General features: G+C 60.7%; 20 protein-coding genes. 2 read left to right on the forward strand and 18 right to left on the reverse strand.

Annotation, left to right across the window (positions count from 1 at the left end; genetic code table 11):
* The first annotated feature begins 5 nt into the window (after window positions 1–5).
* Window positions 6–1400 (forward strand): SpoVR family protein, encoded by a 1395-nt coding sequence (locus PYK22_RS15385; protein WP_041978612.1) that lies wholly within the window; start codon window positions 6–8, stop codon window positions 1398–1400.
* 119 nt (window positions 1401–1519) lie between these two features.
* On the opposite strand, the gene PYK22_RS15390 is transcribed toward PYK22_RS15385, so the two are convergent.
* The 3 genes from PYK22_RS15390 to bshC form a co-directional block, all read right to left on the reverse strand.
* Window positions 1520–2017: a chemotaxis protein CheW gene (locus tag PYK22_RS15390; protein WP_041978614.1), complete on the reverse strand. Its 498-nt coding sequence runs from the start codon at window positions 2015–2017 to the stop codon at window positions 1520–1522.
* Window positions 2018–2074: 57 nt separating this feature from the next.
* Window positions 2075–4069: a DNA mismatch repair endonuclease MutL gene (gene mutL / locus PYK22_RS15395; protein WP_041978616.1), complete on the reverse strand. Its 1995-nt coding sequence runs from the start codon at window positions 4067–4069 to the stop codon at window positions 2075–2077.
* A 76-nt stretch (window positions 4070–4145) separates the two neighbouring features.
* Window positions 4146–5831 (reverse strand): bacillithiol biosynthesis cysteine-adding enzyme BshC, encoded by a 1686-nt coding sequence (gene bshC, locus PYK22_RS15400; RefSeq protein ID WP_157770925.1) that lies wholly within the window; start codon window positions 5829–5831, stop codon window positions 4146–4148.
* Window positions 5832–6093: 262 nt separating this feature from the next.
* Here bshC and PYK22_RS15405 point away from each other — a divergent pair, with 262 nt between their 5' ends.
* A complete protein-coding gene (locus PYK22_RS15405; protein WP_060635758.1) occupies window positions 6094–7095 on the forward strand; it encodes an NAD(P)-binding domain-containing protein in 1002 nt (333 codons plus the stop codon).
* A 16-nt stretch (window positions 7096–7111) separates the two neighbouring features.
* On the opposite strand, the gene PYK22_RS15410 is transcribed toward PYK22_RS15405, so the two are convergent.
* From PYK22_RS15410 to lysA, 15 genes are all read right to left on the reverse strand, one after another.
* Window positions 7112–8569: a Gfo/Idh/MocA family protein gene (locus PYK22_RS15410; RefSeq protein WP_041978622.1), complete on the reverse strand. Its 1458-nt coding sequence runs from the start codon at window positions 8567–8569 to the stop codon at window positions 7112–7114.
* 199 nt (window positions 8570–8768) lie between these two features.
* Window positions 8769–9746 carry an aldo/keto reductase gene (locus PYK22_RS15415; RefSeq protein WP_041979308.1) on the reverse strand — a complete coding sequence of 326 codons (978 nt, stop codon included), beginning with the start codon at window positions 9744–9746 and terminating at the stop codon, window positions 8769–8771.
* Between the two features lie 207 nt (window positions 9747–9953).
* The gene (locus tag PYK22_RS15420) at window positions 9954–11219 is read right to left on the reverse strand and encodes an acetate kinase (protein WP_041978623.1); all 1266 of its coding nucleotides are present in this window, start codon (window positions 11217–11219) and stop codon (window positions 9954–9956) included.
* A gap of 57 nt (window positions 11220–11276) precedes the next feature.
* Entirely contained in the window at window positions 11277–12653 is a 1377-nt protein-coding gene (locus PYK22_RS15425) for an amidohydrolase family protein (RefSeq protein WP_041978626.1), read from the reverse strand.
* Window positions 12654–12775: 122 nt separating this feature from the next.
* On the reverse strand, window positions 12776–13447 hold the full coding sequence (locus PYK22_RS17050) for an MgtC/SapB family protein (protein ID WP_060635759.1): 672 nt from the start codon (window positions 13445–13447) through the stop codon (window positions 12776–12778).
* Complete coding sequence (locus PYK22_RS17055) at window positions 13437–14750, reverse strand: MFS transporter (RefSeq protein WP_060635760.1); 1314 nt, start codon at window positions 14748–14750, stop codon at window positions 13437–13439. The genes PYK22_RS17050 and PYK22_RS17055 overlap by 11 nt, the downstream gene beginning before the upstream one ends.
* The gene (locus tag PYK22_RS15440; protein ID WP_041978628.1) at window positions 14747–15349 is read right to left on the reverse strand and encodes a lytic transglycosylase domain-containing protein; all 603 of its coding nucleotides are present in this window, start codon (window positions 15347–15349) and stop codon (window positions 14747–14749) included. Before PYK22_RS15440 ends, PYK22_RS17055 begins: the two co-directional genes overlap by 4 nt.
* 2 nt (window positions 15350–15351) lie before the next feature.
* Complete coding sequence (locus tag PYK22_RS15445; RefSeq protein WP_041978630.1) at window positions 15352–16134, reverse strand: DUF3881 family protein; 783 nt, start codon at window positions 16132–16134, stop codon at window positions 15352–15354.
* Window positions 16135–16240: 106 nt separating this feature from the next.
* Window positions 16241–16465, reverse strand: coding sequence for a hypothetical protein (locus tag PYK22_RS15450; protein ID WP_041978632.1), 225 nt, complete (start codon window positions 16463–16465; stop codon window positions 16241–16243).
* Window positions 16466–16472: 7 nt separating this feature from the next.
* A complete protein-coding gene (locus tag PYK22_RS15455) occupies window positions 16473–16961 on the reverse strand; it encodes a type II toxin-antitoxin system VapC family toxin (RefSeq protein ID WP_041978635.1) in 489 nt (162 codons plus the stop codon).
* On the reverse strand, window positions 16958–18541 hold the full coding sequence (locus PYK22_RS15460; protein ID WP_083437908.1) for an aspartyl protease family protein: 1584 nt from the start codon (window positions 18539–18541) through the stop codon (window positions 16958–16960). Before PYK22_RS15460 ends, PYK22_RS15455 begins: the two co-directional genes overlap by 4 nt.
* Before the next feature lie 10 nt (window positions 18542–18551).
* Window positions 18552–19217 carry an N-glycosylase/DNA lyase gene (locus PYK22_RS15465; RefSeq protein ID WP_060635761.1) on the reverse strand — a complete coding sequence of 222 codons (666 nt, stop codon included), beginning with the start codon at window positions 19215–19217 and terminating at the stop codon, window positions 18552–18554.
* 655 nt (window positions 19218–19872) lie between these two features.
* The gene (locus PYK22_RS15470; RefSeq protein WP_041978638.1) at window positions 19873–20376 is read right to left on the reverse strand and encodes a Clp protease N-terminal domain-containing protein; all 504 of its coding nucleotides are present in this window, start codon (window positions 20374–20376) and stop codon (window positions 19873–19875) included.
* A 255-nt stretch (window positions 20377–20631) separates the two neighbouring features.
* Entirely contained in the window at window positions 20632–22044 is a 1413-nt protein-coding gene (locus PYK22_RS15475; protein ID WP_041978640.1) for an APC family permease, read from the reverse strand.
* A gap of 49 nt (window positions 22045–22093) precedes the next feature.
* Window positions 22094–23512 (reverse strand): diaminopimelate decarboxylase, encoded by a 1419-nt coding sequence (lysA, locus tag PYK22_RS15480; RefSeq protein WP_041978642.1) that lies wholly within the window; start codon window positions 23510–23512, stop codon window positions 22094–22096.
* Window positions 23513–23597 lie beyond the last annotated feature (85 nt).

Genomic DNA, 23597 nt, shown 5'->3' on the forward strand with positions numbered 1-23597 from the left:
GAAAGATGTCGGACCGAGAGATCAAAGAGCTGGAAAAGGCCCTCGAGCAGATTTGGGATGTCGCTTTGCGCTTCGGGCTCGATCCTTTCCCGACCCATTTTGAGATCGTGCCCGCGACGGTGATGTACGAGATCGGTTCCTATGCCCTGCCCGGAAGGTATTCCCACTGGACGTTCGGCAAAGCCTATCAGCGGATGAAGACGATGTATGACTTCGGGCTGTCGAAGATCTACGAAGTCGTCATCAATACGAACCCGGCCTACGGCTTCTTGCTCGAAACGAACAGTTTGATTCAGAACAAGCTCGTCATGGCGCACGTGCTCGGGCATACAGACTTTTTCAAGAACAACGTCTACTTCTCGAAGACCAACCGGCGCATGATCGAAACGGCATCGACGCATGCGGCGCGGATGGCCGAATATGAGTTCAAATATGGGCGCAAGACGGTCGAAAAGTTCCTCGACGCCGTGCTCTCGATCGAGGAGCATATCGATCCCGATTTCTTCATCCGTCGCGATGGCGAGGAGAAGAGAGCGCAAGCTTCGCCGAAAAAGGTCGAGGGGCGATACGATGACCTCTTAGGTCCGCGCGAGGTCAAGCCCGCGGAAGAGGAGAAGCCGCGCGGCGAGCGGTTGCCGGAAAAGGATATCGTTTACTACATCATGAAAAACTCGCCCGTCCTCGAAGATTGGCAGCGCGATATCATGGCGATGATCCATGAGGAGATGGAATATTTCATCCCGCAGATGCAGACGAAGGTGATGAACGAGGGATGGGCCTCTTTCTGGCACGCGCGGATCATGCGCGAACTCGATTTGACGGATGAAGAGCTGATCGAATTCGCCGAGTTGCACGCGAGCGTCGTCTCGCCTCACAAGGGACAGCTCAATCCATACTATCTCGGTTACAAGATCTTCGAAGACATCGAGCGTCGTTGGGATAACCCGACGAAGGAGGAGCAGGAACTCTTCGGTCGGCGACCGGGGCAAGGGCGCGAGAAGATCTTCGAGGTGCGGGAATTGGAGAACGACGTCTCTTTCTTGCGCAATTACTTGACCGAGGAGTTATGCGAGGAATTGGATCTATTCGTCTATGAGCTGGTCGATGACGAAGAGTGGCGCGTGACGGAGAAGAACTGGGAGCGGGTGCGCGATCAGCTGGTGGCGAACATGACCAACTTCGGTTTCCCTTACATCGTCGTCGCGGATGGCGATTACAATCGGAACCGCGAACTCTATCTGCAACATAGGTACGAGGGGGCGGAGTTGGACCAGAAATATGCTCGCAAGGTGCTCGAATATATCTACACGCTCTGGGGGCGCCCCGTGCATCTTGAAACGGTCGTCGATGGCGAGACGATCGTGATGCATTACGATGGGCAAGAGCATGATGAAGATTAAGGGGATCGTCTCGCAAACGATCGCTGCGCCTTTGCGAAGAGCGCCGCGTGGACAGGCGGGAGGGTTCAGAGGGGCCGATTCGCGATCATCTTCGCCAAAGCCCGCTCCGGCTGCGTTGATCAGTTGGCGGACCTCTCACCGCGACGGCGGCGCGGGTTAGGCCGCATCCGGCGAAGCCGCAGCGCCTCATCTTTGGTCAGCAGATTCAACGCATCGACGACGGGCACGAGACGCCTGCCCCAGCGAAGCACACGCTTGACGAACTGCGGATTCAACTTGTCGCCGAGTAGCGCGACCTCTCCGATGCGATCCTCTTCAGCTTCGTATACCTCGCAAACTTCATCGACGATCGCGCCGATGAAGCGCTCGCCCAAGCGTATGGCGAGGATGTGGCGCGGCTGAGTGTGCGCTTCGACTTCGGCGCGCAAGCGAAGATCGACCACTGGCAGCATGTGCCCACGCACATCGATCACGCCGACCAGAAATTTCGGCGCGCGCGGCATGCGCACTGGCTCTTGATAGGCGAAGACTTCGGCGACCTCGCTCACGTCGAAAGCGAAATATTCATCGTCGAGACGGAAGATGACGAATTCTCGTAGCGCATCGTGAGCTTGCATCTTCGATCCCCAAGACCTATCCGTAAGCTGCGTTCAGTCTCTTCGCCACAGGGCCTCTCAAGTTCGGTGAAACCCTTTCTCGATATCGCGAAGCGCCAAGCGCAAGATGATCGGGCGCCCATGAGGGCAGGTCGTCGGCGAACTAGTCGTCAGAAGCTGATCGATCAGCCACCGCATCTTCTCCATCGTCAGCGGCGTATTGATCTTGATCGCCGCGCGGCAGGCGAGCGCGGCGGCGAGGCGATCGCGTAAGTTCTCGCGCGCCGCGCCGCGCTTCTCCACATCGACGGCTTCGAGAGCTTCGAGCAGAAGGTTGCGCGCTTCAGCCGGGGGCAGATCGGCGGGGACGGCGCGGATGGCGACGGTGCGCCCGGAAAGTCGCATCAAGGCGAACCCGATGGCTTCCAACTCATCGGCGATGGTCTCGAAGGCGGCGGCCTGCGCTGGCGTCAGGTCGAAGACTTCGGGCACGAGCAGTTGTTGCGATTCGATGGGGCGAGCCTCTTCACGCGCGCGGTATTTGTCGAAAAGTATGCGTTCGTGGGCGACATGCTGATCGATGAGAAGCAAGCCTTCGGCATCGGTTGCGATGATGTAGCTGTCCTCCAACTGGCCCAGTGGGCGAATATCCGAAGAGAGCGATCCCAGCTCGACTTCGCGGACGAGAGGCGAAACGGATGCGAGCGGCGGAAGCGCGGTCCGCTCCGCTCTGATCTCAAGCGTTGCGTCCATCTTTTCGGCCTTGTCGGTTGGCGCGCTGTGCCGCTCAAGCGCAGCGGGAGACGTCGTGGCCGACGCGCGAGCTTGCGCTTCGAAGCTTATGGCTTCGTGGCGGTCGGCGTTGAGCGGTCGGTCGGTGCGCGCGCCCACTACGATGTCACCGCCATGCGGCGCGGTCGGTTTATGATCTGCGTTGAGCGGTCGGTCGGGGCGGGCGAATTCGCGTTGGTGGCTTCGATCGAAGGCGATCCTCTCTTGCCTCAGTTGCGCGAACGGCGCGTTTCGGGATGGGGCGGGTTCGATCCGCGCCTCGCCAGGTGCGACCGCGAGCGGCACATATCCGGCGCCGTGGAGCGCGGCGCGCACGGCTTCGCGTATGGTTTCGGCCACCAATTCGGGGCGGCGGAACCGCACCTCTATTTTTGCCGGATGGACGTTCACATCAACCTCATCGAATGGCACATCGAGGAAGAGGAGCGCTGCCGGATAAGTTCCGTGCGGCAGGATGGACCGGTAAGCTTCCGACAGGGCGCGCGCGATGAGCTTATCGCGCACGAAGCGCCCGTTGACGAAAAGATACTGCGCGTCGCGCGAGGTGCGCCGCTCTCTGGGCGCGGAGACGAAGCCGCGCACGAAGGCGCTTCCGCGCTCGCCGCCTTCGACGAGCAGCAGGTTTTCGATGAAATCAGCGCCGAAGATCTGGTACGCGCGTTCGCGCAAGTCGAGGGCTGGAGCGGCGCGCAGCGTTTCGCGTCCGTTGTTGATGAGCGTGAACTCGATCTCCGGGTGGGCCAGCGCGTAATGTGTGATGAGGTTCGTGAGATGGAAGCTTTCGGTCGCCTCTGAACGCAAGAACTTACGGCGCGCCGGGACGTTGAAGAAAAGATCGCGCATGGTGATCGTCGTCCCGCGCGGGTGAGCGGCAGGTTCGACGTCGCGCAGCTTCCCGCCTTCGATCCGAACGCGCGTCCCATGCGGTTCATCGTCACACTTGGTCACGAGTTCGACGCGCGAAACGGCGGCGATCGAGGCCAGCGCTTCGCCGCGAAATCCGAGGGTGCGGATCTCGAAGAGATCTTCGAGCCGGCTGATCTTCGATGTCGCGTGGCGTTCGAAGGCGAGGATAGCATCATCTCGCGCCATCCCTTCGCCATCATCGGCGACGCGCAATAGGCGACGCCCGCCGCCCTCGAAGTGGATCTCGATCCGTTTCGCTCCGGCATCGATCGAGTTTTCGACCAGTTCCTTGGCTACCGAGGCGGGACGCTCGATCACCTCACCGGCGGCGATCTGGTTGCTCAGTTGATCAGGAAGAACTTTGATCTTGCCCATCTTTTGAGACCGTCGGAACCATTATCGCCGTTTCCGAGGCGCGGCGGAAGGCGGCTGAGACGGATTCGCGAGAGAGCTAGAGATAGACGATCGAATGATCGCGCAGGTTCAAATCCACGGCTTCGTAAAGCCAATCGATGATGTATCGACCGTGTCGGGCGAGCAGCGATGTGATGTTGATCTTCCTCTCTTGAAGCGTCTTCTCCGGATAGAGCGAAGTGAACGCGCGTTCGATTTGACGATGGACTGCTTGGTCGCGCTCCATCTGCGCGCGATGGAAGCGTAGGCGCAGACCGCGCAGTTGATAGTTGATCTTTCTGCGCCCCGCATCGAGCGCGGCAGCTAAAGTCGGATCGAAACGTTGTAGATGTTCGCGCAATTCATCGAGCGCGCGGTTGACCGTCTCATCCACTTGATCGAACTTCTGCGCCGTCTCGCGCCCCAAGTGTTCCTCGACGACGCGCGCTACCACGGCATCGTGCCCGGCAAACAGATCCGTAAAATGGAGCCCATAGCGGGCGAGCGTGCGCGCGATGCGCCGTTCGACGACCGTCATGCTCGCGCGCGGTAGGATCGGCGTCGTCGGGCGCCCCAATATGCGGTAGACCTCCGAGGTTTGAGCGAAATAGGCGATCTCCGCCGCGCCGCCGAAATAGGCCACCGTAGGCAGAAGGTAGTCTTGGACGACAGCGCGCAAGGTCACGTTCGGACTGAAGAGTTCGGGGTCACGCTTCGCCCAGGCGCTCAACTCTTCGAGCGAGTATTCGGCCTGCGCATCTTTGAGACAATAGCGATCGCCGCTGGCGCGTATGAGCGCATGGCGCGCCCCATTCAGGTGAAGGAAGAGCGGAAAAGAGTCGGATGAAACGAGCACTTGGGCATGGAAGCCCGATTCTTCGAGCTCTCGACTGCGCGCGACGAGCGCCGCCGCGATTTCTGGGGCGCGACTTGCCGCTTCAGCGTACAGCGGAGCGGCTAATCTCTTCAGGTGCGCTTCGAGCGGATCGAGGACGATCAGCCCGTAGTGGCCGAGGAGCGAAAGCATCATGCGGGCGAACGCTTCGCCATAACCGAACCCGGGCGCGTATGACGCGCGCAGCAACTGTTCGAGCGCGGGGGAGAATTCCGTCTTGGGGAGGATATCCAGCAGGCTTTCGATGAGCGCGTTGACCGATTGGTCCAGTCTGACCTCGCCGACCGGCGCGCCTTCACGATGTAGCGTCTCGGGAGCTCGAACGCTCGCCAGTCGCCCGTCACAGGCGATCACGCTGGCCGTCTGCACTTCAGCCCAATCGTGATCTTCGGTAGCGATCCAGAAGACGGGCACCGCCGCCACGCCGCGCCCGTTTAGACATTGGGCCAGTTTGATGGCCGAGAGCGCCTTGTAGATGGTGTAAAGCGGGCCGGTGAACAGACCGGCTTGTTGGCCTGAGACGACGGCGACCGTTTCGGCGTGGCGCAGACGCGCAATGTTGGCTAGGCTCTCTTGGGGCGCATCCCAACGCTTGTGCATCTCTTCGAGCGCATCGCAGAGCGCTTGGCGATCCACGACATAGGCGGCGAGGACTTCTCGAACGCGAGTTGCGACCTCGCAGTGGTGGCGCACCGCCGTCGGGTAGAAGCGCCGCAGACTCTCCGGATCGCGCAAGTAGGAGAGGAAGAGATGAGATTGGTGCGGAAGACGTTCGAAAGGCAGGGCTTCGACGCGCAATCCGACCTTCTCGGGCGAGCTGTAACACGCGCTTTCTGCTGTCGTACTCACCACGCCTTTGCCCTTTCAGTCGACGAACAGAGCCGCATCGCGATTTTCGTGGACCGCTCTAGATGCGAAACGCCGCAAAACGAGCGGCGAAAACTTCACGTGCTAGATTGGCGTCCGAGCGCGAAACATTATAGCGATTGTCGGCGATGGCGTGCAAACCTGCCTTGACGAAGTCGCAAGCGCATTGCGATGATGTTAATCTGTCGATCATCGCAACGCCAGATGTGGGTTCATCTGTTGAGCGCGATTTTCGCCTGAAGTTATGGCCAACGTGCAAGATATGCTCGATCTTTTGATCATCGGCGCCGGGCCGGCGGGCATCTCTGCGGCTGATATGGCGGCGCAAGAGGGATTGAACTACCTCGTCATCGAGAAGGGACTTATCGCCAACACGATCTATCGTTATCCGATCGGTTTGACGGTCTTCTCCACTCCGGACGAACTCGAGATGCGGCCCAACACGCTGCACCCGTGCCGCGAAAAACCGACGCGCGAAGAGCTTTTGACGCACTACGTGCGTTTCGTGCTGGATCGCGATTTGCGCATCAATACTGAGGAGGAGGTCATTGCGCTCAAGCGCGAGGATGCCCATTTCCTCGTTCGGACGACGCGCGCCGAATACCGATCTGCGTGTGTGCTTGCGGCGATCGGCGCGATGGCCCATCCGCGGCGGCTCGGCGTCAAGGGCGAAGATCTACCGAAGGTCCACCATCGCTTCGTCGAAGCTTTCCCCTACGTGCGAAAAGAAGCGCTCGTCGTGGGCGGCGGGAATTCTGCCGCCGAGGCCGCGCTCTTCCTCGCTGAGGCCGGAGCGCGCACGAAACTTGCGATCTGGCGCAGCGATTGGGAGAACCGCGATCCGAAGCGCGGCGCGATCAAACATTGGGTGCGCACGCCGCTCGAGCGGCAAATAGAGCTGGGCAATTTGGAGGTGCTGCTCTTCCGCGAAATCGCCGAAATTGGGGAAAAAGAGGTGCGCATCGTTCTCGAAGATGGCACGGAGCGAACGATCGCCAACGATGTGGTCTTCGTCCTGATCGGAAGCGATGCCGATCTCAGCTTGTTGCGGCAGGTCGGAGTTGAAACCTATCGTTCGGGCTTGTGCGAAGTTCCCGTCTATGATCCGGAAAGTTTCGAGACGAATGTCGCGGGGCTATACGTCGCCGGACATTTCACGCTGGCCCGACACATCAAGGAAGCGATCGCCGTCCCGCGCCGGATCGTGCCGCTGATCGCGCGAAAGTTGCGGAGCGCAGCGCGTTAACATGTCAGCGGTGCGTTCACTCCGGTGTGGCTTTCAACCTTTCAGGATCCCACCGATAGATGCGCCGCTCGAAATAGGCCGTGTTCGAAAGGACGGCTGGACCGGCGGCGCGGAATCCGAAGACCGCATCTTCGATGACCGATTGGCGCGAACGAACGGCGGCGAAGAAATTCTTGTGATGATCGAGATGATCGCTGTAACCTTGCGGCGCTGCATAAACCTCCGTCGTCCGCGCGGTGATCTCTTGCGAAAGCGATTCTGGATACTTCGCCCGATACTCTTTCAGGAATCGCTCCTGCACCGCTTGCGGGAATGTGTTGATCGTATAGCCGGGCTCGCGCAACTTAGGTGAACGGGCGAGCGTGACGCTATTGCCGCCGATGATTAGCGTCCCTTCGCTGCCGACGAACCTGAAACCTTCTTCGCCGCCGCCGCCGTCCATGAAGTTGACTTTGAGATTGAGGTTGAAGGCATCGTGCGTCTTCGCCTTCGGGTAATCGTAGATGCCGAGCATCACGTCGGGGACGTCGCGCCCATCCTTCCAATAGCGCAATCCACCTGTCGCCAGAATCCGTTCCGGCCCCAGACTGTCGAGGACGTAGTGGATGCCGCTGAACAGATGGACGAACAGGTCGCCTGGGATGCCGGTCCCGTAATCTCGATAATTGCGCCAGCGAAAGAGACGAACGGGGTCGAACGGTCGTTTCGGCGCTTTGCCCAAGAATCGATCCCAATCGATATTCTGCGGCGAGGCGTCGGGCGGGATCGTATATTGCCAAGCGCCGATGGGCGTGTTGCGATTCCAGTAGGCTTCGATCAGCGTGATCGTCCCGATCGCCCCTTGAGCGATCAGCTCTTTGGCTTTGCGATAGACGATCGAGGAGACGCGCTGGCTGCCGATTTGACAGATGCGTCCCGTCCTGTTCTGAGCTTCGATGATGCGCGCGCCCTCTTCGATGTCGTGAATCATCGGCTTTTCGAGATAGACATCCTTGCCGGCTTTCATCGCCTCGATCGCCATCTCGGCGTGCCAGTGGTCGGGCGTGGCGATAATCACGGCATCGACATCCGGGCGCGACAGGATCTCGCGATAATCGCGCGTCGTGAAGATCGGGCGTTTGCCGGTCGAAACGGTTGAGGCTCCCGCGCTCATGGCTTGCACCCTCTCCGTGCTCAGGGCGCTCTGTCCGGAGCCGAAGACTTCCTGCGCGCGAATGAGCCGTCCGTCGTAAACATCGGCGACGGCGACCAGTTCGACGCCGGGCACGCGCAGCGCGGTCATCGTGTTGGCGGTCCCCATCCCGCCCATGCCGATGGTCGCGATCTGTATGCGATCGTTAGGCGAGATCTGCGGCGAAGCTTCTGGCGTCTGGTATTCGATTGGGAAGACTTTAGCCGCGCCGGTTGCAACTACCGTCCCGGCAGCGAGGCGGAGAAAATCGCGGCGAGATGATCTAGAGCGATCTCGGGTCATAAGCTTTGTCCCCTCCGAGTTTGAGCTGGTTGAAAGCGGCGAAAAATCTGATTGCGGATCGCACCGAACATGGCATACAAGCGACGCACGATCGGTCCAGTCATGGAAGCGAAAGAGCGTCGCCCGTTATTGCGCTCTCGGGTTTCGAAAAGCTTGAGCCAGATTGCATCCGACTCAGCTCAAAGCGCGGCCTGTCGATCTACGTCCAAGCTCGATAAAAGGCGATCTCCTGCCAAGCTTTCGCCGTGCGCTCTTCGAGTCGGGCTAGTTCCTCCGCGCTCAACGCTTGCGCATTCCGCGCGGCTTGGATGTTTTGCGCGAGTTGTTGCGGATTCTCGGCAGCGATGATGCACGCCGATACGCCGGGTTGCGAGAGCACATAGCTGATCGCTTCGGTTATCGTGAGCAGTCCGGGGCGGAGCAAGCGTCCGTAAGCCGGGATCTTCATCGCCACTACGCCGACGCCACGTTCGCGCGCCGCGGGCAGCGCATGTTTGATGAATGGACGCGGATGGTGAACGTCAGCCGCGTTGAGCGCGATGAGCGTCACATCGAACGGGTAACGGCGAAGCCCCTCGGCGATCACCATCGGATCGTGATGTCCGGTGATGCCGCAAAACCGAATCAATCTTTGTCTCTTGGCCTCTTCGATCGCTTCGATGGCGCCGCCGCGGCTCATCATCACATCGAGTTCTTCACGGAACGAGACATGATGCATCTGCCACAGGTCCAGATAATCCGTTTTGAGGCGACGCAAGGAGCGCTCGAGTTCGCGCCATGCGCCATCGCGCGTGCGTTGATCGGTCTTGCTCGAAAGAAAGATCTGCGTGCGGTAGGGCGGAAGGACGCGCCCCAGTTGTTCTTCGCTCGCGCCGTAGTTAGCTGCCGTGTCGAAGTAGCGAACGCCCAATTCGAGCGCCGCTTCGATCAAGCGGATCGCTTCCGCTTCGCGATCGGGTTTGCTGAGCGGAGTCTGCCCAGCGCCGCCTAGCCCGAAGATGGGAATGCTCACGCCCGTGCGACCGAGCTTGCGCGTGGGTATCGGCGAGGGCGGCAGACCGCGTTGCGCGTTCATTGGCGAAGATTCCGCGCTGCGAACGCAACCGATTTGCGCCAGCGCGGCCCCACCTGCGGCTAACTGGCGGATGAAGTCTCGCCGCGAAGTCTTGTGTGGCATCTTCTCTCCCCTCAACTGACTTCCGATCTGAAGGTCGAGTGCGGGAAAAGCTTGGCAAGATGAGCCGAAGTTGTCAACGTCTTCCGGCCATGCGGGAGGCTCGGAGGGCGGAGCCATTTGGCGAAGATTTTTAACGCATCATCGAAAGCGACGTCCTTCAAACTCATCTCGTTAATCTCGGATCGGCTTGGCGGATCAAGGGCCCGTTCAAGCCGGTTTCGGCGCGCCCGTTCGCTCCATCGCGGCGCGCACGCAGCGGACGGTATCGCGCGCGATGAGCAGCTCTTCATCGGTTGGGATGACATATGCGGCAAGCTTCGCGCCGTCACGACTGATTAAGCCTTCGCGTCCGTTCTTGTGCGCGGCGTTCTTCTCCGGGTCCAGTTCCAGCCCGAACCATTCCAGCCCCTCGCAGATGCGGGCGCGTATTTCGGGCGAGTTCTCGCCGATCCCGCCCGTGAAGATCACGGCATCGGCTCCGCCCACCGCGGCTAGATACGCGCCGATGTACTTGCGCGCGCGGTAGCAGAAGATCTCGATCGCCAAGCGCGCGCGCCGATCGTTGTGTTCGCGCGCTTCATCGAGCAACTCGCGCATGTCATTCGTCAAACCTGAAATGCCGAGCAGGCCCGATTGTTTGTTGAGCAACATCTCCACTTCTTGCGTCGTCAAGCCTTCTTTGGCGGCGAGGAAATCGACGATGGCTGGATCTATATCGCCCGAACGTGTGCCCATCACCAATCCTTCGAGCGGCGTCAGACCCATCGAGGTGTCGAGCGACTGACCGCGCTTGATCGCCGTCGCCGAACATCCGTTGCCGAGATGAAGCGAGATGACATTCGTCTCTTCACGCGCGATGCCGCGCAAAGTTCGGTAGCGGTAGGCGACGTAACGGTGTGAGGTTCCGTGAAATCCGTAGCGGCGAATGCGGTGGCGCCGATATAGCTGATACGGGATGGCGTAAAGATAAGCGTGTTCGGGCAGAGTTTGATGGAAGGCGGTGTCGAAGACGGCGACTTGCGGCACGCCCGGACCCAGACTTTCGCGCGCGGCGATGATGCCGCGAATATTGGCCGGATTGTGAAGCGGCGCAAGATCGATGCAATCCTCGATGCCGCGCAACACCTCATCCGTAATGATGACCGATTGAGTGAAACGTTCGCCGCCGTGCACGACGCGATGGCCCACGGCGTTGATATCGCCGACGCTATGGATCTCGCTGACGTTCGACTCCGGAGCGCAGGCCCAGCGAATGATCTGTTCGACTGCCGCGCGATGATCGCGCACCGGGGCCGTGAAACGTTGTGCGGGCTGCCCTTCGGCTTGAAAGGTGATGATGGCTTCGCCGCCGATCCGCTCGATCACGCCGCGCGCTAACTTCCGATCCGCATCCTGCGCGATCAAATCGAGATCGGTCGCGATCAGTTGGAACTTGACGGAAGAGCTTCCGCAATTTAGCACGAGAACGTTCATCGCTGTAACAACCTTTCCCGCGATCGCTCGCCCGTCGCAAGCGACGCGCCTCACATCTCAGCTGCGCAAACGGTTCGCCGCTTCGATGAGGCGCCTTCGCAGATCGTCTTCGTCTATCGTCAAAAGGCGCCCCTCGCGAAATATCTCCCGACCGGCGACGACCGTCAACCGCACATCGTTGGCTGAGGATGAGAAAACGATCGCCGCTTGCACGTCGTGAGTCGGCAACTGGTGCAGATGATCGAGCGCGATGACGGTGAAATCGGCCTCTTTACCCGCTTCGAGCGATCCCGTGCGATCATCGAGCCCGAGCGCGCGCGCGCCGCCGAGCGTCGCCGCGTGAAGCGCCTGCGCGGCTGAAACTCGATGACCGGTCCGATCATCGCCTGAGCTGTCTCCGTCGCTCGTGCCATCATAGCGCGAGACCAGAGCGGCAAAGCGTGCCTCTTCCAAAATGTCGCAGGTGTTGTTACTGGCGACCGAATCTGATCCGAGTCCGACTTTCACCCCGTGGCGAAGGAAGCGAGTGAAAGGCGCGCGGCCATGACCGAGTTTGGCGTTCGATTTCGGGCAGTGCGCGATGCGCGCGTCGAAAGAAGCGATGGTCGCGATATCGGCATCGTCCGTGCGGATGCAGTGGGCCAATAACGGTCGCGCGCCGAGCACGCCGAGCCGCGCGAGATACTGGATGGTCGAAATGCCTGGGGCGCGCCATTCGATGCCGCGCCGCGCAAGCCCCTCGGCGAAGGGGCCGCGCCCGTAGAGCATAAGGTCGGTCTCCGCCTGCGATTCCGCCGCGTGCATCATCATCGGTAGTTCGTTCTCTCTCGCATAGGTGGCGACCATTTCAAGGAGCGGGGCGCTCACCGTGTAAGGCGCGTGCGGCGAGAGGCCGAGAAGCACGCGCTCCGTCTCGAATTCACGTAGCGCGGCAATGCTCTCCTGCATCTTCGCGAACTGTTCGCGCGCCGTGCGCACGTCCGGGCCGAAGACCTCTTTGTAAACGATGCCACGCAACCCAACTTCCCGCAGTGCGTAGAAGCTCGCTTGGGCGACGTCGCTCGCGTCGCCCGTGCAAGTGACGCCGGCGCGCGCCGCTTCGGCAGCGCCGAGCAGCGCCGAGAGCTTCAGATCCTCTTCGGTCATCCGTTCGAGTCGCGTGATGGTGATGCGTCGCAACCACGCGAAGAAGTCGGCTTCATCCGCTTCGAGCGCGTTGCGCAGCAGGCTGAGTTCCAGATGCGAATGGGCGTTGATAAGTCCGGGCAGAATCGCCGCCCGGGCGAAATCTCGGATCGGAGCCTCCGGGAAGCGCTCGGTCAGATGGGCGCGCGCGCCGACAGCGATGATGCGCTCGCCTTCGACGGCGAGCGCGCCCGATTCGATCGGAGGCGAAGAGATGGGGAGCACCCACTGCGCGGCATAGATGATCATCTTGGCGGTCCCTCTCAAAAAAGCTCGATGCGCATATGAGATTCAAGGGGATCTCTGCGCGAAGTCGCCCGCATACGCTTCGCATAGCCTCGCCGATGAGTTCGGCGCTGGCCCGATCGCGCTCAACCTATCTCTTCGCGGCTCGACGTGCGCGTATCGGTGCCGAGTTCATGCAAACGTTCGATCAAGCGGCTGTTGCCGTGCAGCGAGGTGATGACGCTGAAGTTGACTTCGTGCATGTCGTTACCTGAATCGCGGACGCTGAAATCCTCCAACCGTAGCCCCTCTTGTTCGAGCAGATCGAGCAAGCGGCTCAGCGCAATCGCTGGCTCGCGCGTCTTGAAGGTGTATTCGTAAATGCGCCTTCGCCGGACCACCGCTCGCTCCAAGGGGCGCAAGAGGACGAGCACGCCGATGACGAAGCCGGTGGCGAGCGCTGCCGGTCCGAACATCCCTTCGCCGATGGCGATCCCCACGGCGGTGACGATGAAGATGGTCGCAGCTGTGGTCAAGCCCGTCACCGAACCGCGCGATTGCAGGATCACGCCTGCGCCGATGAAGCCGACTCCGGCGACGACTTGTGCGACCAGACGGGCTGGATCCGTGTAGGGCGCGCCGCCGCTGATGTGGCGCGAAGTGATCATGAAGAGCGTCGCTCCCATGCAGATCAGCACGTTCGTGCGAAGGCCAGCGGGTTTGCGACTCAATTCGCGCTCCATGCCGATGGCCCCGCCGCAGATGATCGCAAAGAGCAACTTGATCCCGATCTGCACGATGCTCAAATCAAAAATCATCGTTCGTCCTCAGATCATCGAAACGTCTTAACGGACCTCGCCTTTCGCGAGCGAGAAGAAACCACAGCGCACCGCTTACTGTTATCACAACTCCGGCGCTGGCCATAACCGGACGGATGCCGAGACGGTCGGCTGCCGCTCCCGCAACTAGCATCGAACCGAGCATGGCCAGCATCGCCAGCGTCTCGTGCGCGGCGAAGACGCGCCCACCGAAACGATCTTCGATCCTCTGCATCAAAAGCGTCTGTTGCGCGGTCCACCAAATGGCGTAGTTCACCTCACGCACGACGAGGACGAGCGCCCCACTCCACAGATCCGGCATACAACTAAAAGCGATGAGGGCCGCGCCGTCAAGGGCGAGCGAGCGCCCGAGGCGCGCCGTCAAACTCGTCTGCGCGCTCAAGCGCCGGGCGATGATCGCGCCACAGACGCCACCGATTCCCATCGCCGCAAACAGCACGGAGATGCCGAAGTCGGTTGAACTGTGGACCAATTGCCCAAAGCGCGCGCCGAAGACGCTGTAAAGCGCCCGCGCCGCGCCGTTGCCCAATCCCCAACCAGCCGTGACGATGAAGATGGCAGAGAGCATCCGCTCGCTTCGAACATAACGCCAGCCATCGCAAAGCTCAACGATCGAGCGGCGCAGCGCAAGCGTGACTTTGTCCTTCAAACCGAACGCGCGCGGCGTCGGCGCTTTCGAAGAGGTCGAAGATCGCGATGCGACATTTATGCGGCGGACGATGAGCGCCGAAAGCAGGAAGGAAATGGCATTGATGATGAAGACCGTTTCGCGATTGAAAACGCTCGACAAGAAGCCGCCGAAAGCGGAACCGATAGCCAACGTCGCCGCCGTGGTCGAAGCCGAAAGCGCGTTGGCCGTCAATATCTCTGCCGCGCTTCGGGCAAGTTGAGGGAGCAAGGCGCGCTTGGCGGCGTTAAAGAAAGCGGCGATCGAAAAGAGCGCGGCGCTGACCAAATACGCGAGCGCGAGCGAGCGAAGATAGATGGCCAAGATGAATCCCAATGCTAGCGCGGCCCGCACCAGATCCGCGCCGATCATCACGCGGCGCCTTTCGGCGCGATCGACCGTTATGCCCGCGATCGGGCCGAAGAAGAAGAGCGGAAGATGGCGAGAGACGGCGTAGATGGCGATCGCCAAGCCCTCATGGGCTGGACCGGCGAGTTCGATGATGAGCGCCAGAACGGCGATGTTGTTCAACCAGTCGCCGATCTCCGAGATGACTTGCGCCGACCACAGATGGCGCAGGTTTGCATTGGCGATCAGTAACTGCCGGTAGGTCACCGGCTTCCCTCCGACCCTCTGATGGGCGTCGCTTGTTGTTTGCGGCGATTATAGCGTTCCAGGATCGAGGCCACGTAAGCGCGCGTTTTGGGGTAAGGGATGCGCGCTATGTACTCTTCGGTCGAAAGGGGGAGATCGCGCGGCAGGGCGCGATTCCATTCCGCGGCCCGGGTCGGACCGGCGTTATAAGCGGCCAAGATGCGCGGCAGCGGATCCGGGGAGTTGCGATACTCTTTGCTGATCTTTCCGAGATACCAGCAGCCAATCTGGATGTTGCGCTCAGGGTCGCGCAGGACGCGCACCGGATCGCGCGCCATTTCGCGGTCGAGTCCGCGCGCCCCAGTTTCGATCGCCCATTCATGCCCGACCGTCGGAGTGATCTGCATCAATCCGATCTCGCCGGCGTCGCCTATCTGCCACGGACGAAAATATGTCTCTTCGTAGATGATGCTCCAGACGAGATCCGGATCGAGGCCGTAAGCCGCCGCTTGGCGCGCGATGATCGCGTCGAAGCGGTGCGTCCAGTAATGTTCGAAGGCGAAGAGCGCGATGGCGCTGGAGATGATGAGGAGGAGCGCGACGAGGATAGGGCGTTTCATGATCAGTTTCGACGGCGAAGCGCTTGCCAGAAGAAGGTCGGTGAGCAGCTCCAATCGACGCCCTCGTAGCGCGAAAGGAGCGCGCGCCGATCAAGGACGTGCCCTTGCAACCAGACATCCGCCTCCAAGAAAGCGCCGATGCTGAGTTCGCCGCGAAGCGAGCGGCGGTTGATGAGGATCTCCAAACGAAGTTGTTCGAGATCGAGATGGACCCAGTAGAGCCGCCGTCCCGAGAGCGGATTGCGCAGTTCGCGAAAAGCGAGGACGCGACCGCTCACATGCCAATCGTTCTCGTAGGTCGCGCGCTCCGGAGCGTACTCTTCGAGCTGCTCCCAACGAGCGCATCCCTTCGCGCCGACCCGCCCGCGATACGCTAGACCGCACAGCCCGACATGGAGCGTGTCGGCGCGAAACTCCTCGAAGCTCACCTCCGTGAAGTTCTGTAGTTCGAAGAGGACTTGCACTTCGGTGCCGTACAGATAACCGTGGACCAGCGCCTCGCCCTCTTCGGCATACTCGGTGAGCGCCCAGGGGCTGATCGAGTGCGCATAACGCGCGCGGAAGCCCGGGCGACAATCGGCATAGAAGATCTCGCCGTCATCAGATTCATAGAGCATCGTCCAAACTTCCAACCCTTCGCCGAGTTTCCAACATCGCCCATGAAGGACCGCGCCGTGGCATGGGAGATAGGTCGGTTCGCCCTGATCGCCCGCCCGCTCGACGAGGAGATTGAAATCCTTCTTGCTCGGCAGCTCTAACCCGATAGCTCTGAACGTCGCATCCATAATCAAACAATCAAGACAGCTTTACGATCGACAACATGAGATTCAGCGCGTCAGTTACTTTACTTCAGAAGGGTGATCAGATGGTAATCGAGCGGCGCCCTCTTCATCAATTCGACGCGCGGCGTTGTTGACGTGGGGGAGTTTCGTTCGCCGCATCTGCCGCGCGCGGCGCGCGCACACGGAACCCGCGAATGTTGCGCTCTGGACCATAGGCCGGAGGTTCGCCCGAACGCACCATTTGCGCGAACAGCTCTACATCATAATCGGCCTCGCGCGACATCTCTTCGCGGATGCGATGTAGGACCTCCAAAAATTTCGGCTTGCGATACATGATCCTTTCAAATCGCCGCCCGCCAATCGCCCTCAGTCGCCTCTGAAACCAGAAACTCCGGCGTGACGATCATCGGGACGAAGAATCCCGCCGTCGTGTTGAAGAGGCGAATGCGCGCTTGGCGTCGCACGTTGGCCAGATGACCGAAATTCCATGTCACAAGATAATCTATCTTATGGTATGACGCGAAGGCGACGTGCATGGCATCGGCGATGTATTTGCGATGGAAGATGCCGCGTGAAACGTATCCGTCGGCGAGGATCGCGATCTCGTCCGTAAGCTCCAGCTGTTCGAGCGGCGCGACCAGCTTCAAGTAGGCCGTGCGATGCGGTTCCGGCACGCGCTCCAGCTCGCGCACGACCAACGGCGAGATCACCGCGCGGTATTCCGCCATCTCGTGCTCCCACCAGCGGATCGTCAAGTCGCGACGAAACGGTTCGCCGTTATCGAGATAGGCGCCGATCACCGATGTCTCAAGATATATGCTCTGTTTCATCTTTCTTGACTCGGAGCGTTGCGTTTAGCTTCGCTGATCGGCTTCGCTTCGAGCGGCTCAAGCAACACCGCCGGACGACGGAAATCGAAATAGACGCGGAAGTGGCGCAAGACGTTGCCGCCGATGATGCCCGTTTGCTCAAAGCCCGCCGTCTCGTTGATCGCGCTCATATCCAGCACAACGGCGGAGACGTTCGGACGCGCATGCGCGCCTAGGTAGATGCTCGGCAGCAGAAGCAGCGGAACGTTCTCGGCCACGCCAGCCGCTCCGTAAACGATCATGCGCGTCTTTTGCGCGTAACGTTCCATCTCCTCGCGCTCGGCCAACTCTTCGGAGACGACGGAGATGCTGGCTCCGGTGTCGATGATGAAATTGAGCGGCTTGTCGACTCCTTCGAGCTTCACCTGGCCGCTCCAGAAACCGCTCGACGTTGTGCGAATCGGGATCTCCGCGCGTAAGGGGGTGGCCTCTATGGTTTTCTCGTCATCGCGTTGATCGTCACGCTTGAAGTGAATCTCGCGCGTCGCGTAATCGACGATCGTCAGGTACTTCGACATGACCGAAAGGCCAATGTAGCCGTCGATCTTCTCCTGATCGTTATAAAAGCGACGGATATAAGTCGGGACGTTCTCGATGCGCGCCTCTCCGATCTGGATCGAGTTCAAGAAACCGTAAACGATCTCAAAACGCCCCGGACCGCCGACGGCGCGAGCCATGCCGCCACGCGCGATCGGACGGATCCCTAACCGAGCAGCGGTTTGGTCAGAGATGACGCACATGCCGGAGCCCGTGTCGAGCACAAAGCGGAAAGGATCGGTCCGATCGTTGACGCGCACTTCGATGATGGGACGATTATTCGCCAACTCGAAGGGCACCGTGGTGGTCACTGGACCAGAAACTTGATAGAGCGGACGTTGCGCGCCGAGGAAACGCAGGAAATCTATCAGACCGCGAATGCGCGCGCGCCGGTCTTCATCCGTGCGGGGCGCGACGCGCAAGAAACGCTCATATGCGTCGGCGGCTTCGTTGTAACGTTCCGAACGCGCGGCAGCTTGCGCAAGGCTAAAGATGAAATCCGGATCGCGCGGCGCAAGGAAGACGGCGCGCCGCAGACCGCGCAAACTCGACTGTAGGCGATTCTCGTAGAAGTCGAGCATCGCCAGTCCGGCGACGGCCAGCGGATCGTTTTCGTTGAGCGAGTAAGCGTTGTGCAACGCCTCGCCGGAACGGGCGAAGTCGCCTGCTCCGAGCAGCGCCCAGCCGACCAACGCCCAAGCGCGCGCCGAACTCGGATCGTTGCGCACGACGTGGAGCGCTTGCTCAAAAGCCTCTTGCAACTTCCTCTGCTTGAGAAGCGCAAGGCTCAAACCAAGGCGCGCCGTCGCGTTGCTGCCGTCGCGTTCGACCAATTCGCGGTAGATCTTCTCCGCCGCGGCGAAATCCCCCTCAGTGATCGCGCGTTCGGCCCGTTTGTAACGGTCGTCGGCGGCAACGGAGGAGACGAGGAGGCAGAGAAGAGCGCCGATGGCGATCGCCATCGAGCCGTTCCCGTTCTTGGCGGTTGGACGCATAGAGAGCATGGCCCATCCCTCACTTTAAGACTTCGCCCGTCTTCATGGACCAGAGGACAAGATCCAACTCATCGAAATCGATCTGGATCTCGTCGGCGAACCGTTTCAGTCTCCCTTCGACTTCCAAATATCGGGCGCGAGTCGTTGGCGGTGCCGCTGATTCGATTCGCCCTAGTTCAGCGAGGCTGCGCAGGATGTGTTTATCCAAAATGGCGTAACCGCGGAAACCTATGTTACGCAGGAAATGGCTCGCTTCCTTGTAGCCCAACCCCTTAATGCTACGCTCACGCGCCAGCCAGTCGCGCCGCGCCTGCGGATCGGCGAAGCTCGCTAACTTCTGGCGCAAGCGCAAGCCGCATGTTCGTTGCAGGTAATCGCGCGTCTCGATGACGTACCGCGCGCGCGCGCGCGGGTAGCGGTGTACGCCGCGCAAGGCGCTTGATAGCTCTTCGTGCGTGCCGTCGAGAAGATATGGGCGCACCGCTTCGATCGAGCGCAAACCCATCCGCGCCGAAGCGCCCGCCGTGAAGATGCAAAAGACCATCTCCTCCCAGAGCCTAGCGTCCGATCCTGATCGCCACACGTCGCTGAACTCCGCCAACCGCGCGCGGATCTCCGCGGCGCGTTGACGGTGAACTTCGAGTATGCGGGCGATCGTGACATTGGAAGCTTCTTCTCGTCGCACGATGTTTCATCGAGCGCTTTCTACGCTCAACTCGCTGAGTTAGATTGTAGGAGCCTGCTCTAAACCTTGTCAACGAACTTCTCCTGAGCGACTCATTTCACAAAGTTCGGACGATCTGAGCGATAAAGGAGGTCAGCGGTGCGCCCGATCGGGCGCGGACTTGCAAGCGTCCGAAGGGTTCTCTCTTGAACCGATGGCAGATGTGGTCGATGGGAGGATCAAGAGGCGGTGGCATCAGAACTCGTCGAGCTGGTCGAAGTCGCTGGACCAGTAGGGGATCGCTCAGGAGATGAGGGCGGCGGCGCGATCGTCGAACAATCGCACACTACGCATAACGAGGCATCCCCTCCTCATCACCCTCGATCCTCTATCTCAAGAGAACGGCAGGATCGCCTGATCGGGACCAGCGCCTTTCATCCGCGCGCCACGTTCGCTGATTGTGAGGTCGGTCCAGACGGAGATGGTGTCGCGGGCGACGAGCTATCGTTACTAATGGGCCGATGGACGACCGGGCTCGAAGCGGAGAACGCGAGAGGGCCATGGTTCTGCCGAAGGGGCGGACCAAAACCACAGCATCGGCGGAAGATCCGTTCGATTTCAACGTTCGAGCTAGGCCGATGCCTTATGCGATCTGGAGCCTTTCGCGCCTTTAGATCTAGGGATTGCGATGCGCTTCCTTGATCTCACGGCGCGCGTTGCGTTCGGCTTCACGAGCCTCTTTCTCGCTCACGCCCAGATCTTGAAGCGTCTGCCCTAGGCTCTTGCCGCTGCGCAATCCGGCCAAGATGGCTTCCGTCGTCACGTTGGGATGCTTAGCGCTCAAGTTCCGCGCGACGACGTTCGCCGCGATGAATTGTCCGAAGGTCAGATGAGGATTAAGCGCGCGTTCGGCTTGATATTTTTGCTCCAGTTCCTCGGGCGTCATATTCAACTTCTTCGCGATGCCGCGCGCTCGATCGCGATCCACGTCTCGAGCGGCCTTGTCGCTTCGTCCCGGCGACGCGGCGTTCGTTGGCCGTGACGGATTGGTCGTCGGAACGTTCCTCACTGGCCCTCGACCGATACCGCGACCGCGACCTTGTGACAGCGCTTGGATGCTCACAGCGGCTGTCAGCAGGCCAAGCAGCGCTACGCCCATCCAGATTTTGATGTGTCTCATCTCCCTTCCACCTCCGAATTAGTCGATCGAGCGCGCTCCGACGGCCTGAGACATCGAAGCGCGCTCGCGCCGCCGCTCGTGCGAGCGCACGGCGCTTTGTGCCTTGGACGCTCATCGAGAGAACGGAGCAAAAATTGTACCGCTAGTCGCCAAGGGGCGAAAAATGGCCGCGCGCGCGTCGGCGGCGAAGCGAGTCGAGGTGATCGGTGTTTCAGAATGTGACAGGTAGGCGATCCTCTTTCCATCGCGCGGCGCTCAAGGTCGTTGGCGATGCGACGAATACCAGTGGACCGGCCATCCGAGCGCGATCAAGCCTAGTCCGATCAGCGAACGGAGCGGAGCCGTCAGCAACGTGCTTACCAGCAGCCAGACCGTCGCCAACAGAAAGAGCGCGGGGACGATCGGATAACCCCACGTGCGATAGGGGCGCGGGGCGTGCGGCAGGCGGCGACGCAACGCGAAGACGGCGCTCGTCGTCAAGCCGTAGAAGATCCATGAGCCGAAGATGACATAATCGGTCAGCGTGTCGAACGAACCGGAGAGCGTCAAGATGCTGGCCCAGACGGCTTGCGCGATGAGCGCGCCCGTCGGCACGCGGCTGCGGCTCGACAGTTTCGCCAAACTTTGGAAGAAGAGGCCATCGCGCGCCATCGCAAATGGCACTCGCGCGCCGGTCAGAATCGAGGTGTGAAGCGTGCCGACGGACGAAGCCATGAGCGCGGCGGCGATGAGCCCTGTGGCGAGCGATCCGAGAAAACGGCGCGTCACTTCGGTCGCAACCGAAGAATTCGGCGAAACGCTCGCCACTTCGGTTGGCGTGAGCACGTAGAAATAGGCCGCGTTGACGAAGACGTAAAGCAGGATGATGATGATCGTGCCGCCGATCAGCGCGAGCGGAATATTACGTTGTGGGTTTTTAATCTCACCCGCGACGAGCGTGATGTTGTTCCACCCATCATAACCCCAAAGCGCGCCGAGCATCGCGGCGCTGAATCCGGCTAGTCCCATGCGTGCCGTCTCTTCGACGCCGACGCATGTTCCGCCCATATCGCTCGCGCTGAAATGGGTCCAATCGCCCGGCGCGAGGAGGAAAGCGCCGAGTCCGACGCCGAGGACGAGCGTGATCTTGATGCCCGTGAGAAAGGTTGCGACCCGACCGCTAATCGCTACCGCCGCGCAGTTGATCAGCGTCATCAGCGCGATGATGCCGAGAGCGACAAGTTGAAGGGGGCCTAATGAGAACCTCCGTCCGAACAGATCGAGCGAAAAGAGTTGATGATCGAGCGCGCCGCCGACGAGGACATTCAAAAAGATGGCGAACGCGACGGCGACCGAAGCCTGTGAACCGGTCTTGGCGATGAAGATCTGCATCCAGCCGTAAAGGAAAGCCAGACGCGACCCATAAGCTTCACGCAAGAAAACGTACTCGCCGCCCGCTTGCGGCATCATCGCGGCTAGCTCCGCGTAGGTGAGCGCGCCAGCTAAGCTGAGCAGTCCGGCGACGATCCACGCCGTAAGAACCAGGCCGGGCGTTCCAACGTTACAGGTCATGACGCGGGCTTTCAAGAAGACGCCCGTGCCGATGACGTTGCCGACGACGATCGAAATCGCGGCGATGAGTCCGAGCCCGCGAATCAACGATGTCGGCACCGCGTTGCTGTCGCTCATATAATTGCCGCTCGAGTCAGAGGGATACAAAGAGCGTGAAGAGCCCGCTTCAATCGAGTTCATTCATCAACAGATCCTCGTAAGAGTCGCGCCGACGCACAAGGCGGGGACAGCCATCGTCGCGCACCATGACGATGGCCGGCAGCGGTCGTCCATTGTACGCAAACATCTGGGCGACGGTGTACGCGCCAGCGTTGAGCAGAGCGAGCACCTCTCCCGGACGAACGTCGCGCGGCAAGAGGCGATAGTCTGGAAGGCGCCCTTGTCGCTCGATGTCGAAATAGACATCGCCTGAATCGCACAGTGGGCCGGCGACCTTGTAAGGCATGTCGTGCGGCGCGTCGGCCCGCTCGGCGGAGATCAGGTGATAGTACCAGTGATAAGTGCTCATCGAGAGGAGCAGATTGAAACCGGCATCCGTCAGCAACCACGTGTCGCCCGTTTCCGGACGCCGTTTGACATTGCGCACGGTCGTCAACAGGACCCCAGCATCGGCGACGATGCTGCGCCCCGGTTCGAAGAGGAATGTGATGCGGTCGAGAAGGTGATCGGCTCGCGCGCGACGCGCCTCTTCTCGCGCAACGCGCATCACTTCACGCAGGACTTCTGCCGGATCAAGATCGGCCTCGAGCATCTCGCGTTCGTGCGCCGGCAGAGCATCAGCCTGCGAACGATCGCGCAGATAGTTGACGGGAAAGCCACCGCCGAGGTTGATGTGCTCGATCGCGTGGCAGGTCCTGTCGTAGATCTCGATCAGATGTCGCCACACGGCTTCGAAAGCGCGAGCGAAAGGCTCGACGTCGGGCGTTTGCGAACCGATGTGGATGTGTATGCCGCATAGGTGGACCAGTTCGGGACGGGCGAGAGCGCGCGCGAAAGCTTCGCTCACTTCGGCGGCTGAGATGCCGAACTTCGAGGTAAGCAGCGCCGTCTGCAATCCGGGATGGGAGCGCGTCTCGACTTCGGGCACGAGCCGCAGCGCAATGCGCGCGCGCCGACCGAGCCTTTCGGCTGTTCTTTCGATCAGCTCGATTTCGTAGATCGAGTCAACGTTGATGGCGTAGATCCCGGCGACGATCGCTTCGCTGATCTCGGCTTCGGTCTTGCTCGTGCCGTTGAAGATGATCTGGTTCGGGCGAAAGCCTGCGCGCTGCGCTTTGTAAAGTTCACCGCCGCTGTTCACCTCGATATCGATCCCGGCGTCGCGCACGGCGCGCAGGATGGCCAACGTCGAGTTCGCTTTCGCGGCGTAACAGAACTTGACCGGACGCGCGATCTCCCGCGCGGCGCGCGTCAAGCGCTCGATGTTCCGTCGAATGCGCGATTCCGAAAAGACGAAAAGCGGCGTGTCGTGTTGGCGCGCGAGTTCGATCGCGTCAACCCCGTCGATGGCGAGGTGGCCGCGCTGCGGTTCAAGGTATCCGGCTATCGCCCATGCCGGGAACGAGGCGATTCGCTGCTCTATCATAACTTCCTCAACGCGATGGCGTTCTTACCCATGGAGGCGACGCGCGTTCATTCGAAAGGTCGAGCGCGGACGCTAGGCTGTCACG

This window comes from Pyrinomonas methylaliphatogenes (assembly GCF_000820845.2).
GTDB lineage: Bacteria > Acidobacteriota > Blastocatellia > Pyrinomonadales > Pyrinomonadaceae > Pyrinomonas > Pyrinomonas methylaliphatogenes.